We start from the raw sequence: 22709 nt of genomic DNA on the forward strand, positions 1-22709 counted from the left end.
AAACGGGTATTCTTGTCGTTCCGAGGCCGATGCTTTGCATTAAGTAAACGCTGTCAGGTAGCCGTAGAAATATTACGGGCCCATTCTCCACAAAGTTATCCACAAAAACTGTGGAAAAACTGGAAAACCGCTTAGTAAACCGGGAGTTATCCTATTGTCGGGATTTTCTCCCCACGGCCTTCCGTATTTTGATGGCGTAGTACGGCCGTCAGATATTGCGTGAATGCAAACTATGTTTCATATTTCGTCGATACAATAGCCGGTTCGCGTTTATCAACATGCCAGCCGGAAAGTATAGACATGGAGAAAAAAGTGCGGCCCCAGCCGCCGTTGGGGATTTGAGCAACGGTACTTATGCACAGAAAGATTAAAAACTCTCGCCAATTTCTCCCTCTGGGGACGGTTTTTCAACTCATTGATTTGTAACGATAAAAATTGTGAAATTTGCGCTTTCTCAACCGGGCAACCCCATCTGAGGAGGTTGCACCAAGGGATTGTCGGCGCAATGTCCACAAAGTTATCCCCAGAATTTGTGGATAGTTCACTCCTGATTAGATGACTCATTGCTTCCTGCAAATTGCGCTCGATACACCGCTGAACGCCATCTTCGACTATCGCTGGGCATGCGACCCTGCGGAGCGTCCGCAGGTGGGCCAGTTGGCGCTGGTACCGTTCGGCACGCGCGAGGTGATCGGGCTCATCGTCGCCATCCGCGACACGACGGACGTGCCTGCGGAAAAGCTCAAGGATGCGCTGGCGGTGCGCGCGCAACTGGCGCCCCTGTCGGCGCAATGGCTGGCGCTGGCGGAATTCGCGGCCGAGTACTACCAGCGGCCGCTGGGCGAGGTGGCATTGCCCGGGCTGCCGAAGAACCTGCGGGTGACGACCACCGTCGCGCTGGACCGGGCCATCAAGAAGCTGGGCAAGCTGGCCGACAGCCATGACCCGACGCCGGTCGGCATGCCCATCCTCAATCCAGGCCAGCAGGCGGCGGCGGACGCCATCGGCGGTGCGCAGGGCTTTGCGCCGACCTTGCTGTACGGCGTCACGGGCAGCGGCAAGACGGAGGTCTACCTGCAGGCGTGCGCCCAGGTGCTGGCACGCGAGCCGGCGGGCCAGATCCTGATCCTCGTCCCGGAAATCAACCTGACGCCACAGCTGGAATCGAACATCCGCGCGCGCTTTCCCGGCGTGATGCTGGCGACGCTGCACAGCAGCCTGGCCGAAGGCGAACGGATGCTGCACTGGCTGGCCGCGCACCAGGGCCAGGCCCGCATCGTGCTGGGTACGCGCCTGGCGATCCTGGCCTCGCTGCCGCACCTGAAGCTGATCGTCATCGACGAGGAACACGACCCGTCGTACAAGCAACAGGAAGGGCTGCGTTACTCGGCGCGCGACCTGGCGGTATGGCGCGCGTGGCAGCTGAAGATTCCCGTGGTGCTGGGTTCGGCCACGCCATCGCTGGAGAGCTGGCATCACGCGCTGTCGAAGCGCTACCGCAAGCTGGAATTGAAGGAGCGCGCCGTCAGCCAGGCCACGCTGCCGGCCGTGAAGCTGATCAACCTGGAGCACGACAAGCCGCGCGACGGCCTGACGCAGCCCCTGATGGACGCCCTCAAGCTGCGCCTCGAGCGGGGCGAGCAATCGCTGCTGTTCCTGAACCGGCGCGGCTATTCGCCGGTGATCTGTTGCGAATCGTGCGGCTGGATCAGCGATTGCCAGCGCTGCACGGCCTTCATGGTGCTGCACAAGGGCGAGCACAAGCTGCGCTGCCACCATTGCAGCCTGGAGATGCGCATCCCGCGTCACTGCCCCACGTGCGGCAATATCGACCTGCAGCCGCTGGGGCGCGGTACCCAGCGGGTCGAAGAAGGCCTGCAGGCGCTGTTCCCCGAGGCGCGCATCCTGCGCATCGACGCGGACTCGACCCGGCGCAAGGGCAGCGCGCAGGAAGCGTTCGACACGGTGCACCGGGGCGACATCGACATCCTGATCGGCACGCAGATGGTCGCCAAGGGCCACGACTTCAAGAAGCTGACCCTGGTCGGCATCCTCAACCCGGACACGGCGCTGTTCTCGCACGACTACCGCGCCAGCGAGCGGCTGTTCGCCCAGCTGATGCAGGTGGCGGGCCGGGCGGGCCGCACGGCGCAGACCGATGGCGGCAGCGCCAGCGAAGTGCTGATCCAGACGCGCTATCCCGAGCACCCGCTGTACGGCGCCCTGGTCCGGCACGACTACGACCGCTTCGCCACGGCGTTGCTGGCCGAGCGCGAGCAGGCCGGCCTGCCGCCTTACCTGTACCAGGCCATGCTGCGCGCGGAAGCGCCTGAGCTGGCCAAGGCGCTGGAGTTCCTGGCCGCCGCGCGCGATTGCGTGCCGCACGAGGGCATCACGATCAACGATCCGATCCCGATGAGCATGACGCGGGTCTACAACATCGACCGCGCGCAACTGCTGGTCGAATCGCCGTCGCGCCCCGCGCTGCAGGCATTCCTGAAGGAGTGGATAGTGCGGCTGCGCGAGATGAAGTCGCGGGTGAAGTGGTCGCTGGAGGTGGATCCGGTGGATATTTGAGCGACGGTGGGCCCGGTTGCCAGGACCACCCGGATCATGAAAAAACCCGCCTCGGCGGGTTTTTTGCTTTCAACCGCTGCATCACTCCTGCACCAGATACTTGCGCGCCACCGCCACCACCTGCTCCGACAACGCCCGCGTAAAAGGCGTGTCGAGCTCCCACGCCTGCCAGGTCAGCGGCACGTCGACGTAGGCCGCCGGCAGCAAATCCACCAGATGACCTTGCGCGAGCGCATTGGCCGCTTGAAGGTAGGGCAACAGGCCGTAGGCGTGGCCGCCCAGCAGGCAGTCGTTCAGCGCCGTCGACAGCGGCAGCGTGTGGTGCGGGAACGGCCCCGTCATGTCCAGGTGTTCGGCCAGGAAGCGTGCCGTCAGCTCGCGCTCGTGCACGACCGCCGGGGCCAGTTGCGCGGCTTCCCGCGTAAAACCGTCGCCGAACCAGTGCGCGGCAAACTGGGGCGTGGCGACGCAGACGTAGCGCATGCCGCCCAGCGGCGTACCGGTGGGGCCTTTCAGCTCCGCGCCGTCATCCGCCACCACGGCGCCGAACACGCTGCCCTCGCGCAGCCGGTGCAGCGCCTGCTCCTGGTCGGCCAGCTGGATATCGAGCTGGCAGCGGGGCGGCGTCAGCAGCGGTGGCAGGCACAGCGGGAACCACGTCGCCAGGCTGGCCGCATCGACGGCCACCGACAGTTCCGGCATGCTGACAGTCTTGCCCAGGTCGATGTCCAGCGTCGCTTCCATCAGCTTGACGTTGCGGTAGTGGCTGATCAGGCGTTGGCCGAGCCCCGTCGGCACGGCCGGCGCGCTGCGCACGACCAGCAGGCGACCGGCCGCATCCTCCAGCGCCTTGATGCGTTGCGAGACGGCTGGCTGGCTGATGCCCAGGGCGGCGGCGGCCTTGTCGAAACTGCCATGGGTGGCGACGGCATCCAGTACGGCGAGGGCGCGATAATCGAGGTGGTCCATAAGGTGAGCTTATAGTCAAAGAAAATTATAAGCAAGGCTAATATTGCCAGGGGCATGGCCTCATGGCTGAGGCGCCTTGCCAGGCAAACGGTGTACTATCGGCACTAAATGTCTGGAGGCAAAATGAAGGAAATTCGTTGCGACGTGGCCATCATCGGCGCGGGCAGTGCCGGCCTGTCGGCCTATCGCGCTGCGCGCGCCGCCGGCAAGCATGCGGTACTGATTGAAGGGGGCCCGTACGGCACCACGTGCGCCCGGGTTGGCTGCATGCCCAGCAAGCTGTTGATCTCAGCCGCCGAGGCGGCCCACGCGCTGCAGGTGGCGCCCGGCTTCGGTATCCACCCGGGCACCGTGCGGATCGACGGCGCCGCCGTCATGGAACGGGTGCGGCGCGAGCGCGACCGCTTCGTCGGCTTCGTAATCGAGAATGTCGAGGAACTGCCCGCCGCCGACAAGATCCGCGGCTACGCCCGCTTTACGGGGCCGGACACCTTGCAGGTGGACGACCATACGACGGTGCATGCCGAGCGCATCGTCATCGCGACGGGGTCCAAACCCATCGTGCCGGAAGACTGGGCCGCCGCGGGGCCGCGCGTCATCCACAGCGATGCCGTGTTCGACTGGACCGACCTGCCGTCTTCCGTGGCCGTGATCGGTACGGGTGTCATCGGACTGGAACTGGGCCAGGCATTGCACCGGCTGGGCGTACGCGTGGCGCTGTATGGCCGCGGCACGAGCATCGCGCAACTGGCCGATCCGGACGTGCTGGCCAACGCGGCCACCGTGCTGCAGGAAGAACTGGACATCCGTTTCGGTACCCAGGTCGTGTCCGTCAAGGCGGACGGCCAGCAGCTGGCGCTGGTCACGCGCGACAGCGAGGGTAACGAACGCACCGAACGGTACGATTACGTGCTGGCCGCCATCGGCCGTACCCCGAACGTCCACGCGTTGCGGCTGGACCTGGCCGGCATCGAGCTGGACCGGCGCGGCATTCCCTTGTACGACAAGCACACGATGCAGTGCGGCACCAGCCCCATCTTTATCGCCGGCGACGTCAACGACGAACTGCCGTTGCTGCCCGAAGCGGCCGACCAGGGCAGGATTGCCGGCCACAACGCCGGCACGTTCCCGCTGGTGACGCCGGGATTGCGCCGCACGCCGCTGGCCATCGCCTTCACCGAGCCGCAGATCGCGACATTGGGCGCCGGCTACGATACCCTGTGCCGCAGCCATGACGGCCGCTTTGCCGTCGGCATGGTGTCGTTCGTCAACCAGGGCCGCAGCCGTGTGATGTTGCAGAACCGGGGCATGCTGCGCGTCTACGGCGAATACGGCAGCGGCCGCTTCTTGGGAGCGGAAATGATCGGCCCCCGTGCCGAGCACATCGGTCACCTGCTGGCGTGGGCCGTACAGGCGCAGCTGACGGTCGCGGCCATGCTGGACATGCCGTTCTATCACCCCGTCGTCGAGGAAGGCGTGCGTACGGCCTTGCGCGACCTGGCGGAGCGGCTGCGGCATCCGCCGCCGGAAGCGCCGCAGCCATGTCCCGACTGTACCCCCGGCACGTAGTCGTCGTCGTGCACTAAAAACAACGGTGGCGACACAGGACACAGCCGTATATTGTTTTTTGTTATAGACTCTTGACCCTTAGCAAGATCAGGGCGCGCTGCGTCTCTACATTCTTGTGAGTACTATGAGGGCACACCATGACCATCCGACGCTTGACCTACGGTGACGTACGCCTGGGCGACCTGCTGCCCTGGGACGTCTGCGGCGACAACGGCGCGCTGCTGGTACGCAAGGGCTACGTCCCGACGTCGGACAGCCAGCTCGACGCGCTGGTCGCGCGCGGCTTCATCGACGATCCGCACTACCGCGACCCGGTCATGGCCATTGCGGAGCCACCGTCCGTGGTGCGGCTGCTGAACCACGCGCTGACGGAGCTGGAGCCGCTGCTGCAGCGCATTGCCGCCGGCGGCGGTGCCATCCAGCCCGAGCTGGAACAGGTCGCGGCCCTCGTCACGCAAGCGGTCGACATCCATGCCGAAGTGGCCGCGGCCTGCATCCTGCACAACCAGCAAGCGTCGTACACGGTGCGCCATTGCATCGACACGGCGGTGGTCGCATTGATCATTGCCCGCGCCATCAAGCGCGAACCGGCCGAGCAGCAGTCGATGCTGCTGGCCGCGCTGACGATGAACGTGGGCATGCTGCAGTTGCAGGACGAGCGTGGGCCGTTGAGCGATGCGGAGCGGGCGCTGGTGCGCGCGCACCCCGAGCGTGGCGCCGCGCTGCTGCGCCAGGCCGGCGTGCAAGACGAAGTGTGGCTGGCGTGCGTGCTGTCGCACCATGAAAACGAGGACGGCTCCGGCTACTCGCATGGCATGGCCGGCGACGCGATCCCGTGTCCGGCCAAGCTGATCGCGCTGGCCGATCGTTACTGCGCGCGCGTGTCGACGCGTGCCTACCGCAAGCCGATGCTGCCCAATGCGGCGCTGCGCGACATCCTGCTGGAAGCGCGCAATGCGCTGGACGCGCAACTGGGCGCGGTGCTGATCCGCGAGCTGGGCATCTACCCGATCGGCACCTTCGTGCGCCTGCTGAACGGCGAAGTGGGCGTGGTCGTGCGCAAGGGGCTGAACTCGACAACGCCATATGTCCAGTCGTTCATCGGCCCACGCGGCGCCAAGCTGGACGTGTTCCTGCAGCGCGACACGCGCGCCGACCTGTCCGCCATCCGCGACGTGCTCAGCGCCGAGCAGGTCGATGCCACGTTCCGCATGGACCAGGTGTGGGGGCGGGCGGCGTTGCCGTAATCATCCCGGCGTCAGCTCAACGTCAATTCAACGTCGCATCCAGCCGGCCCGCCTCGGCCAGGCTGCGCAGCACGCGGATCGTGTCGATGTCCGATTCCTGGTAGGCGGAACGGCGGAATTCGTCGTACATCTTGTTCGCTTCGTCTTCCAGCGCGTTATGCGCGTCCTCGTACTCGAAGCGCACGTACAGCCGCTCGGTGCCGTGCGATTCGATCGTCATCGTCAGGCTCGACTTGCTGATGTCGCCCTGCGGTGCCACCTCGTAGCGGATGCGGTCGGGGTATTCCAGCACGACCATGTCCTCGATCACCAGTTCGCCGTAGCGCTGCGTGCGTTTGAAACCTTTGTCGGTGCGTTCCAGGATGCGGCACTCGTCCAGGTGCGGCACGAACAGCTTGGGGGACTCGGCGCGCAGCACGAGGCCGCGCCACAGCTGTTCATGGGTGAGGGAATCGATCAGCGGGTTCAGCGGATCGTTGATTTCAATCAGGTGCTCGAATTTCATAAGCTCGTGCCGTAGGCGAAGGAGATGGGGTTGACATCACTATATTCCTCCCGTGTCGCAAATATCAATGGCCGAGGCGGTACAATGGCCGGCTGAGTTTCCTCATCCCTCCTGCAATCATGTCCAATGCACCACAATTCGGCCTGAACGGGCCGCAAAGCGAAGCCGTGCTGTACCTCGACGGTCCCGCCCTCGTGCTGGCCGGCGCCGGTTCGGGCAAGACCCGCGTCATCACGCAGAAGATCACCTACATGATCGAGGACCGCGGCTACGATCCGCGCACGATCGCCGCCCTGACGTTCACCAACAAGGCGGCGCTGGAGATGCAGGAACGGGTTGCCAAGCTGCTGAAACAGCCGCGCCAGGCCAAGCAGCTGACGGTGTCCACGTTCCATTCCCTGGGAGTGAAGATCCTGCGCCAGGAAGCCAACCACCTGGGCCTGAAGGACCGCTTCTCCATCATGGACAGCGACGACTGCTACTCGCTGGTGCAGGACCTGGCGATCACGACGGACAAGCAGCTGATCCGCCGCATCCAGAACGACATCTCGCTGTGGAAGAACGGCCTCATCACGCCCGAGCTGGCGCTGCGCAACGCCAAGGACGAGGACGAGGCGCAATCGGCCCGCATCTACGGCAGCTACGTGGCCACCTTGTCGTCCTACCAGGCGGTGGATTTCGACGACCTGATCCGCTTGCCCGTGGAACTGTTCCGCGACAACGAGACGGTGCGCGACAAGTGGCAGCGCCGCCTGCGCTACCTGCTGGTGGACGAGTACCAGGACACCAATACCTGCCAGTACGAGCTGCTGAAGCTGATGGTGACGGGGCTGGGCAAGAAGCCGATGTTTACGGCCGTGGGGGACGACGACCAGGCGATTTACGCGTGGCGCGGCGCCTCGGTGGAGAACCTGGCCAACCTGCAGGTCGATTTCCCCGACCTGAAGCTGATCAAGCTGGAGCAGAACTACCGCTCCACCACGCGCATCCTGCAGGCGGCCAACGCCGTCATTTCGAACAACCCGAAGCTGTTCGAGAAGGCGCTGTGGTCCGAGCACGGCCTGGGCGAGCCCATCAAGGTGCATGCGATGCCCAACGACGAGCAGGAGGCCGACCAGGTCGCCATCATGATCTCGGCCGACCATTTCGAGCGCAAGAACAAGTGGTCCGATTACGCCATCCTGTACCGGGGCAACCACCAGGCCCGCGTGATCGAGCAGGCGCTGCGCAACCAGCGCATCCCGTACACGATTTCGGGGGCCAGAGCTTCTTCGACAAGGCCGAGATCAAGGACATCATCGCCTACCTGCGCCTCCTGGCGAACCAGGATGACGATCCCGCCTTCATCCGCGCCGTGACGACGCCGCGCCGGGGCATCGGCCAGTCCACGCTGGAAGTGCTGGGCGCATTCTCGGGCCAGTGGCAGTGCTCGCTGTTCGAGGCCGTCTTCAAGGGCGGCATCGAAGCCAAGCTGACCGACCGGCAACTGGGTCCGCTGCGCGACTTCTGCAACTTCATCAACGACCTGGAAGCGCGTGCCAGCCGGCCCGGCCCGGCCGGCAGCGGCGACAACGCGGCGCAGGTGCTGGACGACCTGATGGAAGCCATCCACTACGAGCACTACCTGTACGACACGCTGGAAGAGCGCGCCGCACAGAGCCGCTGGCAGAACGTGCTGGATTTCGTGTCGTGGCTGAAGGACCGGGGCCGCGGCGGCAAGGACCGCGAGGGTGAAGAGAAAAACGTATTGGAGTTGACGCAGATGGTGGCGTTGATGTCCATGCTGGAGGGCAAGGACGAGGATCCGGACGCGATCCGCATGTCCACTCTGCACGCGTCGAAGGGCCTGGAGTACCCGCATGTGTTCCTGGTCGGCGTGGAAGAGGGCATCCTGCCGCACAAGGGCGATCCGGACGCGCCCGTCGAGACACTGGCCCAGCGCATCGAGGAAGAGCGTCGCCTGATGTACGTGGGGATCACCCGCGCCAAGCGAACATTGCAGCTGACGTGGTGCAAGAAGAGAAAGCGCGGCGGCGAACACGTGCATTGCGACGTGTCGCGTTTTATCGCGGAGATGCAACTGGACGTGGGTGATGCGCCGCCAAAAGAAACCGAAGTCATCAGTCCGCGCGAGCGCCTGGCGCGTATGAAGGAACTGCTGGCCACCCCAAAACCGAAGGAAATCACGTGACCGACGCGATCGACAACCGCCTTATCGACATCGAAATCAAGCTGGCCCACCAGGAACACCTGGTCGAGTCCCTCAACGAACGCATCTACGAGCAACAGCAGCAGATCGACAAGCTGGAAAACCTGATCGCCGCCATGGCCGAGCGCATCCGCACGCGCGATGCGGCACAGGCGCCCATCAACGAGCGTCCGCCGCATTACTGATCGGTTACCGGCGCGTGCGCAATGGCGGATGGTCGGCCGATTGCCCGTGTCAGGACCTGCACGGACGGCGCTGCCGCAATTGCCGCGCGCCGAGCAGCAGGGCGCCCGCGCCCAACATTGCGAACGACGCCGGCTCCGGCACCGGCGGTGGCGAGATCGTGAAGGTGGTCTGGTCCGTCCAATGCGCCGTATGAGAGTACCCCTCCCCGGTGAAGAGATGGTACGAGGCGCGCTCGATCCGGTCGCCCGAGACGGTGGCGCCCCATATGCGTATCGCTTCGTCGCGGTATAAATATCGCGTGGAAAATTGCAGCCTGCCGGTCAACGCGTAATTGAACGAATCGGCGGTGTATGCGATGCCGCTGCCGTCGCTTGTCCCAACATAGACCCGGCCGTCCAGCACCAGGCTCGCCAGCTCGTTCAGCTCGATCACGTTGTCGGCATCGAGGTCATCTCCACTGAAGCTTCCCGACAATTTGAAGTCGGGATCGAATGTGCCTTCACGTTCGAAACCCTGGTAGGTGAAGGTCCACGTGCCCGCGTGGGCGGCCCCGAAGACAAGCATCAAGCTGGGTAGAAGCAACAATTTTCTCATCGGTATCTCCCTGGTTGTCGAGACATAGGCGGGCCAACGGCAACTGGCCACTGGCTTGCAAGAACGCAGTCAGTCTTATCAGATTGACATTTCAGGATAGCGCAATGGGCCCGGCTTTTCCAGGCCACGAACCGTGCTGGCGCGGAGACAGCGAGGGGCTGCTAGTTCGACAGGCTGGCGCCGCAGGGGCGGAAAAACATTCAGCCGTGCAGCCGCGGCAGATCGCCCGGTATCGGATGACCCGCGGCCCCATGAATTTCCTGGTCGAAACGAGCAGTCACTGCGTCCCCGCTTGAGGCATCCTTTAGCCTGGCTTTTCAATCGCAGGAGGAATGATGCAAACTACTTGGATCGTTACGGCCAACAATGGCCGCGCCCGTATTTTCGCGCAGAAGGACCAGAACAGCGCCTTGCTGGAAGTGGAGGACATGGTCAACCCGACCCAGCGCGGTCGCGTCTCCGACATCGAGACTGACCAGATGGGCCAGCTGGCCGCGTCGAAAAGCATCAAGAGCGTGGGCGCGGCAACCCAGCCCAGCGGCTATGAACCGAACCAGACGCCGCTGGAGCACCAGGCCGAGCTGTTCGTGCGCAGCCTGGCGGACTACCTGCTGCAGGGCTACACGCAGAACCGCTACCAGAACCTGATCCTTGCGGCCGGACCGGAAACGCTGGGCCAATTGCGCAAACTGCTGGACAAGCAGGTCACGAATGCCATCAGCCAGGAACTGAACAAGGACTACACGCATGTCTCGCCGCATGACCTGCTGGCGCAGCTGAAGCAGCACCAGACTTGAGCTGGACGAACGCAACCCTAGGGGACACGCACCTGTATCAGGGCCGTCAAGGTCCTGGGACAGGTGCGTGTCCCCGGTGTTTTTACTCTTTCGGGAATAAATGATGTTCCGTTCGAGCGCTTTTTAGCCGCGCCCGACAAGAATACAGTGAGGCCCTTTCCACAAGGAGCCTCCCATGCAAGCCAACCACCTCCGCGGCACCATTGCCGCAGCCCTGCTGACCCTGTCCGTTGCCGTGCCTGCTTCCGCCGCCCAGGTACTGGTCGTGCTGTCGGACGCAGATCACCTCGACCTGAAGGACGGCAAGCGCTACGACACCGGCTTTTACCTTAACGAACTGCTCGTTCCCGTCAAGATGCTGCTGGATGCCGGCCACCAGGTCACGTTCGCCACGCCACTGGGCCGCGCACCCGCCGTCGACAAGTCGTCGCTGGACGCCCAGTACTTCGGTGGCGACACGGCCGCGCTGGCCGCCTACCGGGCGCTGCTGGAACAGCTGGCGCTGACGTCCGCCGAGCGCTCGCCCGTCGTCAGCCTGGCCCGGGTCGAGCAGCAGGGCTACGGGCGCTATGACGCCGTCTACGTGCCGGGTGGCCACGCCCCGATGCAGGACTTGATCCGCAGCCCCCAACTGGGCCGCCTGCTGGCCGATTTCCATGCACGCGGCAGGACGACGGCCCTGGTCTGCCACGGCCCGGCCGCGCTGCTGTCCACGCTGGACCCCGCCTTTGTCGCCCGCCTGGAAGCGGGCCAGCCGGCGGCGCGGCCGAAGTGGCTCTATGCGGGCTACCGGATGACCGTCATCAGCAATGCGGAGGAAGAGCAGGCCAAGGCGTTGCTGGACGGCGGCGCGATGAAGCTGCTGCCGCAGACCGGCTTGCAGAAGGCGGGCGCCGACTACCGCAGCAATGCGCAACCGTGGACGCCCTACGTCGTGCAGGACCGCGAGCTGATCACGGGCCAGAACCCGGCGTCGGCCGGCGAAGTGGGCAGGCTGCTGCTGCTGCGCCTGACCGACGCCACCAACTGACGAGCCCGTGTCCACCATGGGGTCACACCCCGACATGGACACAGGCTCGGCCATGTCAACGCGGGGACCGCCGCAGCGGGGAGCACCGGTGCCGCCGTGCAAGCACGAGCAGGCCAGCGATCGCCAGGGCGGCCATGGGTGGCTCCGGCACCGGCGGTGGGACGATCCTGAAGGTCGTGTCGACGGTCCAGTACAGCGTGCGCCGGTATTCATTGCCGGAGGGATCGTAATGCGCCGATACCACGCGATCGTTCGCGATGAAATGATTGAAGTGGCGGATCACGTCGAAGTACGACTCCGTCGCATCGAAGGCCAGTGTCCCGGTCATTGCCGGAAAACGTGCCGTCGACGACCGCATCGGCCAGGAATGTTCCACGCTCGCCGTCGAGGAATCCCTGGTAGCGGAACTGCCAGTCGGTGGCGCTCGCGCCGCCGCAACAGGCGATAGTCAGGACGAGGGCACTACCAATGCGCGCGAACATGGTCTTCTCCGTGGCTGGATGGCGAAATGCGGCCGTGCTGGGTGAGCGTTGCCGCAGGTCCAGCTTAGCAGCGTTGTTGGCAATTGCCAGCGGCGGCCGCCGCGCGCGGGAACGGCCGAGCCTGTGTCATGTCGGGGTGTAACCCCAAGGTGGACACGAACTCGTCAGCGTTTGGACAGGTGCCGGGCCAGCCGTTCACCCAGGCACAGCAGGGTGAACGTGGGCGGCAGGCCCCACGGCTCGGGAATCACGGAGGCGTCGCACACGTACAGCCCGGGCGTGGCCGTGTGCAGGTCGGCATCGACCCCGGCACCGATGCGCACCGTGCCGCCCGGGTGGGCGGCGAAATGCCAGCTCTGGAAGACGTGGCGGGCGCCGGCCGCGGCCAGGATGCGGCGGGCGGTCGCCACGCCGTCGCGCAGCTTGTCGCGGTCGGCGACTGTCAGCGGCTTGCCGACCCAGCGCGGGCCGACGGCGCCGCCGATGTCGTCGCGGATCTTGACCATGATGGACAGCGTGCGCGCGTGCGCAGCCAGGCGGTCGATGCGTCCCACCTGCAGCGCGAAGGCCTGGTACATCGGCCGCGGCAGCGTCAGGTCGGCCAGGGCGATGCCTTCGTCCGGCAAGGTCAGCCCGGCGGCCATCGGCACTTCGGCGCCGCCGTCGAGATCGTCCACGCTGCCCATCACCGCGATGACGGGATCGCTGAAGAACGGCACCCGCGCCGGCGCCAGGCCTGATCGGTGCAGCAGGCGCGGGCTGCCGATGCCGCCCGCCGCCAGCACCACCAGCGGCGCGCTGGCCGTGTGCATCGCGCCATCGATACGTACCTTCACGCCGACCGCACGGCCGTCCTCGATGACGACGCGGCGTACGTCGGCTCCGGCCACCAACTGCGCACCGTGCCGGCATGCCTCGTCGACCAGGTCGCGTGCCGTCCACTTGGCGCCGAACGGGCAACCATACATGCAGCGCCAGCAACCGGTGCGGCAGGCTTGAGGCCGGATCATCTTCGTCAGCTTTTGCCAGTCCAGGCCGATGGCCCGTGCGCCGGCCGCGATGCGGGCCGCCATCGGGCCCACCAGGTCGTCCGGCAGCGGCGCCATCGGCAGTTGTGCACGCAGCACGTCCGCATACGGCGCCAGGTCGATGCCGTAGCGTGCGAACAGGGCGGCCGGCGGTGGCGCGGCGGTGGCGAAGTTGATCGTCGAGCTGCCGCCCGCCGTGATGCCGCGCACCAGCAGCGAGGCGTCGCGCTGCAGGAACGCGCCCTTGCCCGGCACGGCCGCCATGCCGGCCATCTGCCCCAGCGTACCGGCGATCGGCGCGGCGCTGCCTTGCTCGAGGATCAGGACGCGCGCGCCCTGGCGCGCCAGCGTGCGGGCCACGCTGGCGCCACCGGGGCCGCTGCCGACGACGATGGCGTCATGGGAGTTGCGAAAGGGGGCTGGCATGGGGCCGATGGTAGCACGCAGGCCTGCTGCTGACGCCGTGAAACCGGCCTGCTATCATCGCGGGTTCATGCCGTCCGCAGAGACGGCATGCTTTTGTGGACCCGGTGCGCGGCGCGACCTCATGAGGGATGCAGCGGCAGCCGGGCCTTTGGCGCACGCTGGCCACTTAACCGAAAGACGCTATGTCCTCTCCTCGCCTGTTCGTCCTTGCCGCCAGCCTGGCGCTGGCAATCTCCCCGTTGTCCCATGCCGCGCCGGCGGCCAACCCGCTGCTCCAGCCCAGTTCCCTGCCGCTGCAGTACCCACCGTTCGACCAGATCCGCGACGAGCACTTCCTGCCGGCCTACCAGGCCGCGATGGCGGAGCACCTGCAGGAGATCGCGGCCATCGCCACCAATGGGCGGGCCGCCACCTTCGACAACACGATCGTGGCGATGGAACGCAGCGGCCGTACGCTGCACCGGGTGCAGGCGACCTTCACCAACCTGCAGGCCGCCAATACCAACGAGCGGCTCGACGCGATCGAGCGCGAGATGTCGCCGAAACTGGCCGCGCACCGCGACACGGTGAACATGAACCCGCAATTGTTCAAGCGCGTCGCCGCGCTGTACGCCCAGCGCGACAAGCTGGCGCTGGACGCGGAATCGAAGCACCTGCTGGAGCGCTACTACAAGGACTTCGTGCGCGCCGGCGCGAAGCTGTCGTCCCAGGACAAGGCCAAGCTGAAGGCACTGAACGGCCGCCTCGCCACGCTGGAGACGACGTTCAACCAGAACGTGCTGAAGGAGCAGAACGCCGCCGCCCTGGTCCTGGACAGCCGGGAGGAGCTGGCCGGCTTGCCGCCGTCGGCCATCGACACGGCCGCCGCGGCCGCCAAGACGCGCGGCCTGGACGGCAAGTACGTCATCGCCCTGACCAATACGACGGGCCAGCCGCTGCTGGCCGAGCTGACCGATGCGAAGGCGCGCGCCCGCCTGCTGCAGGCATCGCTGGCGCGCGGCAGCCGCGGCGGCGAATTCGACAACCGCGAAACGGTGCGCCAGATCGCCCTGGCGCGCGCGCAGCAGGCGGCGTTGCTGGGCTACCCGAACTACGCCGCCTATGCGCTGGAAGACGAGACGGCCAAGACCACCGCCAACGTCAACAAGCTGCTGGGCGAGCTGGCGCAGCCGGCGGTGGCGAATGCCCGGCGCGAAGGGGCCGACCTGGAGCGCCTCGCCGGCGGCACCGTCACGGCGGCGGATTGGGATTTTTATACGGACAAGGTGCGCGCGCAGCGCTTCGCGTTCGACGAGAAGCAGCTCAAGCCCTACTTCGAGCTGGACAACGTGCTGCTGAACGGCGTGTTCTACGCGGCGACGAAACTGTATGGCATCACGTTCAAGGAGCGCCGCGACCTGCCCGTGTACCACCCGGACGTGCGGGTGTTCGACGTGTTCGACGCGGACGGCAAGCAGCTGTCGATCTTCCTGGCCGACATGTATGCCCGCCCGTCCAAGCAGGGCGGCGCGTGGATGAACGAGTTCGTCTCGCAGTCGGCGCTGCTGGGTACGCAAAGCGTCGTCACCAACAACCTGAACATCCCGAAGCCACCGGCCGGCGAGCCCACCTTGCTGACGTTCGACGAGGTCAAGACCGCGTTCCACGAATTCGGCCACGCCCTGCACGGCATGTTCTCCAACGTGAAGTACCCGCGCTTCTCCGGCACCGACGTGCCGCAGGACTTCGTCGAGTACCCGTCCCAGGTCAACGAGATGTGGGCCGTGTGGCCGGAGGTGCTGGCGAACTACGCGAAGCACTACCAGACCGGCGCGCCGATGCCACGGGAGCTGCTGGACAAGGTGGCCGCGTCGCGCAAGTTCAACATGGGCTACATGACGACGGAATACCTGGCCGCCTCGCTGCTGGACCAGAAATGGCACCAGCTGACCGCCGCGCAGGTTCCGGCGGACGTGCTCAAATTCGAGGCTGACGCACTGAAAGGCGCCGGCGTCGACTACGCGCCGGTGCCGCCGCGCTACCGCACCACGTACTTCTCGCACAGCTTCGGCGGCGGCTACTCGGCCGCCTACTACGCCTACCTGTGGTCGGAAAAGCTCGACGCCGACACGGTGGTCTGGTTCAACGAGAACGGCGGCCTGCAGCGCAAGAACGGCGACTGGTTCCGCAAGACCCTGCTGTCGCGCGGCGGTACGGCCGACGCGATGGAACTGTTCCGCAACTTCCGCGGCCGCGATGCCGCCATTGAACCGCTGCTGCAGCGCCGCGGCCTGACTGCCCAATAAAGGAAACCCATGAAACGTCCACAACTCCTGATCCTCGCCGCCAGCCTGGCGTTTGCCGGCTTCGCGCATGCCGCCACGGCTGCCGCCGGCCTGCCGGCGTCGAACCCGTTCGCCAAACCGAGCACCTTGCCGTTCCAATACCCTGTCTTCGACAAGATCCGCGTCGAGGACTACGGTCCCGCCTTCGACGCCGGCATGGGCGAGCAGGCCGCCGAGATCGAAGCGATCGCCAACAGCAAGAAAGCGCCCACGTTCGACAACACGATCGTGGCGATGGAGCGCACCGGCCGTTTGCTCAACCGCGTATCGACGGTGTTCTTCAACCTGACCGGTGCCAACACCAGCGACGCGATGCAGAAGCTCGATCGCGAACTGGCGCCGAAGCTGTCCGCCCACGGCGATGCCATCCGCCTGAACGCCAAGCTGTACCAGCGCATCAAGACGCTGTACGACAAGCGCGAGAAGCTGGGCCTGTCCAGCGAAGACAAGTACCTGCTGGAGCGTTACCACACCGATTTCGTGCGCGCGGGCGCAAAACTGTCGGCTGCCGACAAGGAAAAACTGAAAGGCTACAACGCCAAGCTGGCGGAACTGCAGACGACGTTCGCGCAGAACGTGCTGAAGGAAGCCAATGCGTCGGCGCTCATCGTCGATACGCGCGAGGAGCTGGCCGGCATGTCCGATGCCGCCATCGCCAAGGCGGCCGACGAGGCCAAGGCGCGCGGCCTGGAAGGCAAGTTCGCCATCCCGGTCGTCAACACGACGACCCAGGCCCCGCTGGCCGTGCTGACCAACCGCGCCACCCGCGAGCGCCTGCTGGCGGCGTCGATGGCACGCGGCAGCCGCGGCGGCGAATTCGACAACCGTGAGCTGGTGCTGCAACTGGCCAAGCTGCGCGCCGACCGTGCCGCCCTGCTGGGCTACAGCAGCCATGCGGCCTACATGCTGGAAGACCAGACGGCACACGACACGGAAGCGGTCAACAAGCTGCTGGGCGAGTTCGCCAAGCCGGCCGTCAACAACGCCCGCCGTGAAGCGGCCGACATCCAGAAGGTCATCGACGCTGACAAGGGCGCCTTCCAGCTGGCCGCGCACGACTGGGCCTACTACGCCGACAAGGTGCGCAAGGAGCGCTATGCGTTCGACCAGAACCAGCTGCGCCCGTACTTCGAACTGAACAGCGTGCTGGAAAACGGCGTGTTCTTCGCCGCGAACAAGGTCTACGGCCTGACGTTCAAGGAGCGCAAGGACCTGCCGGTGTATAACCCGGACGTGCGCGTGTGGGACGTGTTCGACGCGGACGGCAAGCAGCTGGCGATCTTCCTGGGCGACTTCTACGCACGCAGCAACAAGCGTGGCGGCGCGTGGATGAACGGCTACGTCAACCAGAACAAGCTGCTCGACACGCACCCGGTCGTGGCCAACCACCTCAATGTCCCCAAGCCGCCAGCCGGCGAGCCGACGCTCCTGACGTACGACGAGGTGCGCACGGCGTTCCATGAATTCGGCCATGCGCTGCACGGCATGTTCTCGAACGTGAAGTACCCGCGCTTCTCGGGCACCCGCGTGCCGCGCGACTTCGTCGAATTCCCGTCGCAGGTCAACGAGATGTGGCTGGCCTGGCCGGAAGTGCTGAACAACTACGCCAAGCACTACCAGACGGGTGCGCCGATGCCGCAGGAGCTGCTGGACAAAGTGATTGCCTCGTCGAAGTTCAACGAAGGCTTCCGCACGACGGAATACCTGGCTGCGGCGATCCTGGACCAGAAATGGCACCAGCTGGGCAGCAGCCAGATCCCGACGGACGTGCTGGCCTTCGAGGCGCAATCGCTGAAGGACGCCGGCGTCGACTTCGCGCCGGTGCCGCCGCGCTACCGCACGACGTACTTCTCGCACGTGTTCTCGGGCGGGTATTCGTCCGGCTACTACGGCTACCTGTGGGCCGAGAAGCTCGATGCCGACACGGTCGAATGGTTCAAGGACAACGGTGGCCTGACCCGCAAGAACGGCGACTGGTTCCGCACCAAGCTGCTCTCGCGCGGCGGATCGGTGGATGCGATGCAGATGTTCCGCGAGTTCCGCGGCCGCGATGCGCGCATCGAGCCGCTGCTGGAACGCCGCGGCCTGACGGAGAAGTAAGCGTTACCAGCACAACCCACGGTGCCAGGCCCTATCCCGGGGTCTCCCGACCCCCGGGATAGGTGCCTGGTACCTTCGGGTCTGGTTTACCCGGCGATCAGCTTGCGATTCGCCGCCCCTGGCAACGTGCGCAGCACCTTGCCCGTCGTCGCGGTATAGGTCTTCGACTTGATCGTGCTGACGTAGCGGTACTCGGCCCGCGTCTCGGTCGGCGTGACCGTCACCACCGTGAAACCGCGCGATGCGGTTTCCGCGTACACCAACGGTCCGATCAGCTGTTCCATGCCGGCCGCCACGAGCGCCGGATCGACGGTCGGGAAGTAGCTCTCGAAGCCGGGCGACGAGACGGACGGCACGCCGAACTCCACGCCGACGGCATTGCCGTTGACGTCCGCCAGGTCGCTGGCCCACGCGTTGTGGGTGTCGCCAGCCAGCACCAGCAGGTTCTTGTTCATCGACTTCGCCATGTTCAGCACCGCCTCGCGGGCGGCCTGGTAGCCATCCCACGCGTCCAGGTTGTACGGCACCGTCGGGCCGTTCAGCTGCGCCTGTTCGGCCGGCGTCAGCGAGCCCGGGTTGTTGCGGGCCTTGACCGCCAGCGCCAGGTAGGTCGTGTAGCCGCCTGCCAGCACCATCGGCGCGGGCAGGTTCATGCGCGCCATCAGCACCTGCTGGCCCAGCATCTGCCACGTGGCCGTCGACTTGCTCATCTGGCCCTGCAGCCACGTCACCTGTTCGGCGCCCATCAGCTGGCGCTGCGGATTGGCCACGTCGGCCGTGAAGCCGGCCGTGTTGAAGGACTTGTCCGCGTTGACGTAGCCGGCATAGGCCAGCTGCTTGTCGCGGCCGATCACGCGCGTGTCCAGCATGTGCAGCGACAGCAGGTTGCCGAAGTCGAACGAGCGATAGATGCGGTCCGGCTTCGATGCATCGGCCACGCGCGTCGGCATCCATTCGTGATAGGCCTGGATCGCCATCTGCTTGCGGGCCAGGAACAGGCCTTCCGTCGCGGGGTCGTGGTTCTCCGCGCCATCGCGCCACGTGTCGTTGGTCAGCTCGTGGTCGTCCCACACTGTGATGAACGGCAGGCGCGCGTGCACGGCCTGCAGGTCGGCGTCGCTGCGGTATTGCTGGTAGCGGCGGCGATAGTCCGACAGGGTGACGATCTCGTTGGCCGGTTGCGACGTGCGGCCCATCGCCGCCGCGTCGCTCGAGGCGTAGCCCGAGGCGGCGTACTCGTAGATGTAGTCGCCCAGGTGCAGCGCCACGTCCACGTCGTCCAGCTTGGCCGCTTCGGCATACACGTTGAAGTAGCCGGCCGGGTAGTTCGAGCAGCTGAAGACGGCGAAGCGGGCCTGTGTGACGCTGCCCGTCGGCAGGGTCTTGGTGCGGCCGACCGGCGAGTCCACCTCATGGGCGCGGAAGCGGTAGTAGTAGTTGCGGTTCGATGCCAGGCCGGTGGCGTCGACCTTCACGGTGTAGTCCTTGGCGGCACCTGTCGTGACGACGCCGGAAGCGACGACCTTCGTGAACGCGCTGTCCTCCGCGATGCTCCAGCCCACCTCGACGTCGTCCTTGCTGCTGCTCGTGATGCGCGTCCACAGGATGACGCGGTCGGCCAGCGGGTCGCCGCTGGCCACGCCGTGCGCGTAGCTGACCTGGACGTTGGTGTTGGGGCCGCCGTCGCCGCCACAGGCGGCCAGCGGCAGCGCCGACACCGCCACGGTGCCGAGCGAGAAATTGCGGATGAACTTGCGACGCGAATTCGATTGGGTCATTGATGGGCCGTTGACTGGAGTGAAAGACGCCGCATCATAATGGCCGCCTGTTACCTTCTGATGACATCGGCCCGCGCCGCGATGCGCCAGCAGGCGGCCGTGTAATGCACGGTTTCGCCGCGCACGAACGGCTCGAACGCACGGCGTGCGTGGTCGATCACCTCACGCCGGCGTGGCGCTTCCAGCGTGGGCAGCACGCGACCCAGCAATCCCATGCGACCGATGTAGCCGTCCAGTCCCGCCGCAGGGAATTCGCAGGCTACGTCGACCGGATCGATGGCGCCACCTTCCCAGCCGGCCGCCCGCAGGATGGCGTGCACGCGGCCGGCATCGGCAAACGCGAACTGGCCCGGCTGGCCGGGCAGCCGCGGCGGCACCTCGACCAGCGGCGCCGCGGCACGCTCGGCGGCCGTCATGAACGGATTCTCGTCCGCGCCGCGCCACGCGTACAGGTGCAAGCGCCCGCCAGGACGGGTTGCCGTACGCAGGTTGGCAAACGCCGCAACGGGATCGGCAAAGAACATGATGCCGAAGCGCGACACGATCGCGTCGAACGCCCCGCCGTCGAACGGGTAATGCTGGGCGTCGGCGCAGACGAAGCTGGCGCCCAGGCCCGCTTGCGCGGCCCGGATGCGCGCGGTGGCGATCATCGGCGCCGAGATGTCGACGCCGGTGCAGCGCCCGTCCGGCCCAGCCTGGCGGGCGGCGGCGAGGGTCGTGGCGCCCGTGCCGCAGCCCACGTCGAGCACGTGCTCGCCGGCGTGCACGCTGGCGGCCAGCAGGGTTTCGAACGGTGCGAACATATGATCGAGGATCGCCTGGTTCTCGACCCAGGCATGGCCGGCGTCGCTGTTCCAGAACGCCGCTTGCGGATTGGTTTGGCTCATCTGCATTCTCCTTGGATGGAAGCAGATGGTATCGTGACACTTCAAGTCGACTTGAGGTCAAGCATGACAGTACTGGATATTGCCGAAGTGGCGCGACGGTCCGGCGTGCCGGCTTCCACGCTGCGGTTCTACGAGGAGAAGGGATTGATTGCCTCAAGCGGGCGGCAGGGGCTGCGCCGGCTGTTTGCCGAAAGCGTGCTGGAGCGGCTGGCGCTCATCGCGTTGGGAAAGGCGTCCGGCTTCGGGCTGGACGAGATCGGCGCGATGTTGACGCCCGATGGCGCGCTGGCGATCGACCGTGCGCTGCTGCGGCGCAAGGCGGACGACCTGGACCGGACGATCCGCCAGCTGAGCGCCATGCGCGACGGCTTGCGCCACGCAGCCGCATGCCGTGCGCCCAGTCACCTGGAATGCCCCACGTTCCGCCGCATCCTGCAGGCGGCGGCCCAGGGCGCGCTGGACGAAACGGTGCCGCCGTTACGGCGGCGTCCGATCAGTAGAAGGGGTACTGGCCGTTGACGAAAGGCTTGCCCAGCGTTTCCAGCGCGTTGCGCAGGTCGGCGGCGAGAATCCTGATCCACGAGCGCGGGGCGGCGGCAGGGCGGGTGGCGGTATTGAAAGTCGTGGTGTTCATGGCATTTCCTCTCTGTGTACGTTGATTGTTTCGATAGAGACAGAATACGGCCGTCACAGATATAAATCCAATTATGAGTTTCAATGTCGACGATACGCAGCGATGATAACTGTGCGCCGTGTTGATATTTCTACATGGAAAGATATAGCGTAGCGTGATAACCGCGGTGCAGGCGCCGCATAACGCGGTGTGGTTCGCACGAAACGTCCCCGTGCCGCGACGCTGCGCGAGGTTGAATCGGGTTCGGCGAACTGCTATGTTGAATATTCATCAACCCGACCGAGAGCGCATGATGACTTCACGCAAATTTCGCTTGGCTCCCATGGTTGCGCTGTGCGCACTGTGCGCACTGAGCGTTGCCGGGCCTGCCGAGGCAAGCCGTACGACGATGGCCACCGGGTTCGCGGTGGTGGGGCCACTGGACGATGCCAATGCCTACCGCGACGCTGTCGAGGCCGCGCTGATGATTCCGCTGGGCGGCTACGGCACCACGGAACTGGCTGCCTTCAGCAATGTCAATAACCACGACCGGTTTGGCAGCGAGAGAGACCTCGCTTACCACTTTACTGTCGAATTCGACGTGACGGCGGCGCTCGCCGGGCAATGGCGTTTCCGTGCCGGTGTCGACTTCGGCGACGGGGGCGCGATGATGCTGGACGGTACCGTGCTGGACTACAGCCGCGATGACTTGTGGTGGGGCGGTTCGTGGGCGGGACCCGGAGTGCTGAGCGGCAGCGCGACGCTGACGGAAGGGCGGCATACGTTGCACCTGTACGGCCTGGACCGCTGCTGCGACGGCAACTTTTCGGCCCAGTTCAGTGTAGGCGCCGGCCCCTATGTCACGTTCAGCAACGTCGACGGCCTGCAGCCCGTGTCGAGCGTGCCGGAACCTTCCGCGCTGGCGCTCATGGCAGCTGGAGCGGGTGTGCTTGCTGGCGCGCGCCGGCGGCGGCGCCAGAGCTTGCCGACCTGACTTCCTCGAGCTGGGTGGCCGGCCGGGCGCGATTCGGTGTATAAGTCCGTATGGCTACACTACAGGGGGACACAATGGACAATCACCTGAAAGAATCGTTGCGTAACCTGCACGGGGCGCTGTCGCAGGCCGGGCCCGTCGATGAAGAGCTGCAGGACCTGCTGCGCCAGCTCGATGGCGACATCCACCAGCTGCTGGAACAGCGTGCGGCCGACGGCAGCGTCGACGAATCCGGCACGACCTTGTACGGCCTGACGGAGCGCACGCAGGAAATCTCGGCAAAATTTGCCGCCAACCATCCGGCGCTGGAGCCAACCTTGCGCGAACTGACCCGTATCCTGGGGAATATGGGAATCTGAGCGGGGGATGAACCCAGGCGCCGCCAGGGCCTGTC

19 protein-coding genes and 1 pseudogene are annotated in these 22709 nt (G+C 65.7%); 12 read left to right on the top strand and 8 right to left on the bottom strand.

Annotation, left to right across the window (positions count from 1 at the left end):
• Nucleotides 1–555 precede the first annotated feature (555 nt).
• Nucleotides 556–2577, top strand: coding sequence for a primosomal protein N' (locus PX653_RS22465; protein ID WP_277414915.1), 2022 nt, complete (start codon nt 556–558; stop codon nt 2575–2577).
• An 81-nt stretch (nt 2578–2658) separates the two neighbouring features.
• Here PX653_RS22465 and PX653_RS22470 read toward each other — a convergent pair whose 3' ends face one another.
• Entirely contained in the window at nt 2659–3546 is an 888-nt protein-coding gene (locus PX653_RS22470) for an ArgP/LysG family DNA-binding transcriptional regulator (protein WP_277414916.1), read from the bottom strand.
• 123 nt (nt 3547–3669) lie between these two features.
• Here PX653_RS22470 and PX653_RS22475 point away from each other — a divergent pair, with 123 nt between their 5' ends.
• Together PX653_RS22475 and PX653_RS22480 are read left to right on the top strand one after the other, a co-directional pair.
• On the top strand, nt 3670–5115 hold the full coding sequence (locus PX653_RS22475; RefSeq protein ID WP_277414917.1) for a dihydrolipoyl dehydrogenase: 1446 nt from the start codon (nt 3670–3672) through the stop codon (nt 5113–5115).
• A gap of 137 nt (nt 5116–5252) precedes the next feature.
• The gene (locus tag PX653_RS22480) at nt 5253–6362 is read left to right on the top strand and encodes an HD-GYP domain-containing protein (protein WP_277414918.1); all 1110 of its coding nucleotides are present in this window, start codon (nt 5253–5255) and stop codon (nt 6360–6362) included.
• A gap of 22 nt (nt 6363–6384) precedes the next feature.
• Here PX653_RS22480 and PX653_RS22485 read toward each other — a convergent pair whose 3' ends face one another.
• A complete protein-coding gene (locus PX653_RS22485; RefSeq protein WP_277414919.1) occupies nt 6385–6867 on the bottom strand; it encodes an SRPBCC family protein in 483 nt (160 codons plus the stop codon).
• Between the two features lie 119 nt (nt 6868–6986).
• Between PX653_RS22485 and PX653_RS22490 the strand changes: the two are divergent.
• Both PX653_RS22490 and PX653_RS22495 read left to right on the top strand, forming a co-directional pair.
• Nucleotides 6987–9058 (top strand): annotated as a pseudogene (locus PX653_RS22490) (UvrD-helicase domain-containing protein).
• Entirely contained in the window at nt 9055–9261 is a 207-nt protein-coding gene (locus PX653_RS22495) for a SlyX family protein (protein WP_277414920.1), read from the top strand. The pseudogene PX653_RS22490 and the gene PX653_RS22495 overlap by 4 nt, the downstream one beginning before the upstream one ends.
• 49 nt (nt 9262–9310) lie before the next feature.
• On the opposite strand, the gene PX653_RS22500 is transcribed toward PX653_RS22495, so the two are convergent.
• Nucleotides 9311–9856, bottom strand: coding sequence for a PEP-CTERM sorting domain-containing protein (locus PX653_RS22500; RefSeq protein ID WP_277414921.1), 546 nt, complete (start codon nt 9854–9856; stop codon nt 9311–9313).
• Nucleotides 9857–10191: 335 nt separating this feature from the next.
• Between PX653_RS22500 and PX653_RS22505 the strand changes: the two genes are divergently transcribed.
• Nucleotides 10192–10653, top strand: a complete 462-nt coding sequence (locus PX653_RS22505; RefSeq protein WP_277414922.1) for a host attachment protein — start codon at nt 10192–10194, stop codon at nt 10651–10653.
• A 175-nt stretch (nt 10654–10828) separates the two neighbouring features.
• On the top strand, nt 10829–11683 hold the full coding sequence (locus PX653_RS22510) for a type 1 glutamine amidotransferase domain-containing protein (RefSeq protein WP_277414923.1): 855 nt from the start codon (nt 10829–10831) through the stop codon (nt 11681–11683).
• A 55-nt stretch (nt 11684–11738) separates the two neighbouring features.
• Here the strand turns inward: PX653_RS22510 and PX653_RS22515 are convergent, their stop codons facing one another.
• Together PX653_RS22515 and PX653_RS22520 are read right to left on the bottom strand one after the other, a co-directional pair.
• Nucleotides 11739–12059, bottom strand: coding sequence for a hypothetical protein (locus PX653_RS22515; RefSeq protein ID WP_277414924.1), 321 nt, complete (start codon nt 12057–12059; stop codon nt 11739–11741).
• A gap of 270 nt (nt 12060–12329) precedes the next feature.
• On the bottom strand, nt 12330–13619 hold the full coding sequence (locus PX653_RS22520) for an FAD-dependent oxidoreductase (protein WP_277414925.1): 1290 nt from the start codon (nt 13617–13619) through the stop codon (nt 12330–12332).
• Nucleotides 13620–13801: 182 nt separating this feature from the next.
• Between PX653_RS22520 and PX653_RS22525 the strand changes: the two genes are divergently transcribed.
• Together PX653_RS22525 and PX653_RS22530 are read left to right on the top strand one after the other, a co-directional pair.
• Nucleotides 13802–15904: a M3 family metallopeptidase gene (locus tag PX653_RS22525; protein WP_277414926.1), complete on the top strand. Its 2103-nt coding sequence runs from the start codon at nt 13802–13804 to the stop codon at nt 15902–15904.
• Between the two features lie 9 nt (nt 15905–15913).
• Nucleotides 15914–18043 carry a M3 family metallopeptidase gene (locus tag PX653_RS22530; RefSeq protein WP_277414927.1) on the top strand — a complete coding sequence of 710 codons (2130 nt, stop codon included), beginning with the start codon at nt 15914–15916 and terminating at the stop codon, nt 18041–18043.
• An 86-nt stretch (nt 18044–18129) separates the two neighbouring features.
• Here the strand turns inward: PX653_RS22530 and PX653_RS22535 are convergent, their stop codons facing one another.
• Both PX653_RS22535 and PX653_RS22540 read right to left on the bottom strand, forming a co-directional pair.
• On the bottom strand, nt 18130–19821 hold the full coding sequence (locus PX653_RS22535) for an alkaline phosphatase D family protein (RefSeq protein WP_277414928.1): 1692 nt from the start codon (nt 19819–19821) through the stop codon (nt 18130–18132).
• Between the two features lie 50 nt (nt 19822–19871).
• Complete coding sequence (locus PX653_RS22540) at nt 19872–20708, bottom strand: class I SAM-dependent methyltransferase (protein WP_307730812.1); 837 nt, start codon at nt 20706–20708, stop codon at nt 19872–19874.
• A 63-nt stretch (nt 20709–20771) separates the two neighbouring features.
• On the opposite strand from PX653_RS22540, the gene PX653_RS22545 reads away from it, so the two are divergent.
• On the top strand, nt 20772–21227 hold the full coding sequence (locus PX653_RS22545; protein ID WP_277414930.1) for a helix-turn-helix domain-containing protein: 456 nt from the start codon (nt 20772–20774) through the stop codon (nt 21225–21227).
• Here PX653_RS22545 and PX653_RS22550 read toward each other — a convergent pair.
• Nucleotides 21202–21342: a hypothetical protein gene (locus PX653_RS22550; RefSeq protein WP_277414931.1), complete on the bottom strand. Its 141-nt coding sequence runs from the start codon at nt 21340–21342 to the stop codon at nt 21202–21204. The two genes, PX653_RS22545 and PX653_RS22550, sit on opposite strands and share 26 nt — an antisense overlap.
• A 322-nt stretch (nt 21343–21664) precedes the next feature.
• Here PX653_RS22550 and PX653_RS22555 point away from each other — a divergent pair, with 322 nt between their 5' ends.
• Nucleotides 21665–22315, top strand: coding sequence for a CCXG family PEP-CTERM protein (locus tag PX653_RS22555; RefSeq protein ID WP_277418642.1), 651 nt, complete (start codon nt 21665–21667; stop codon nt 22313–22315).
• A 74-nt stretch (nt 22316–22389) separates the two neighbouring features.
• Nucleotides 22390–22674, top strand: coding sequence for a DUF4404 family protein (locus PX653_RS22560; RefSeq protein WP_277414932.1), 285 nt, complete (start codon nt 22390–22392; stop codon nt 22672–22674).
• Nucleotides 22675–22709: the final 35 nt, after the last annotated feature.

Origin of the sequence: Pseudoduganella chitinolytica (assembly GCF_029028125.1) — a bacterium.
GTDB lineage: Bacteria > Pseudomonadota > Gammaproteobacteria > Burkholderiales > Burkholderiaceae_D > Rugamonas > Rugamonas chitinolytica.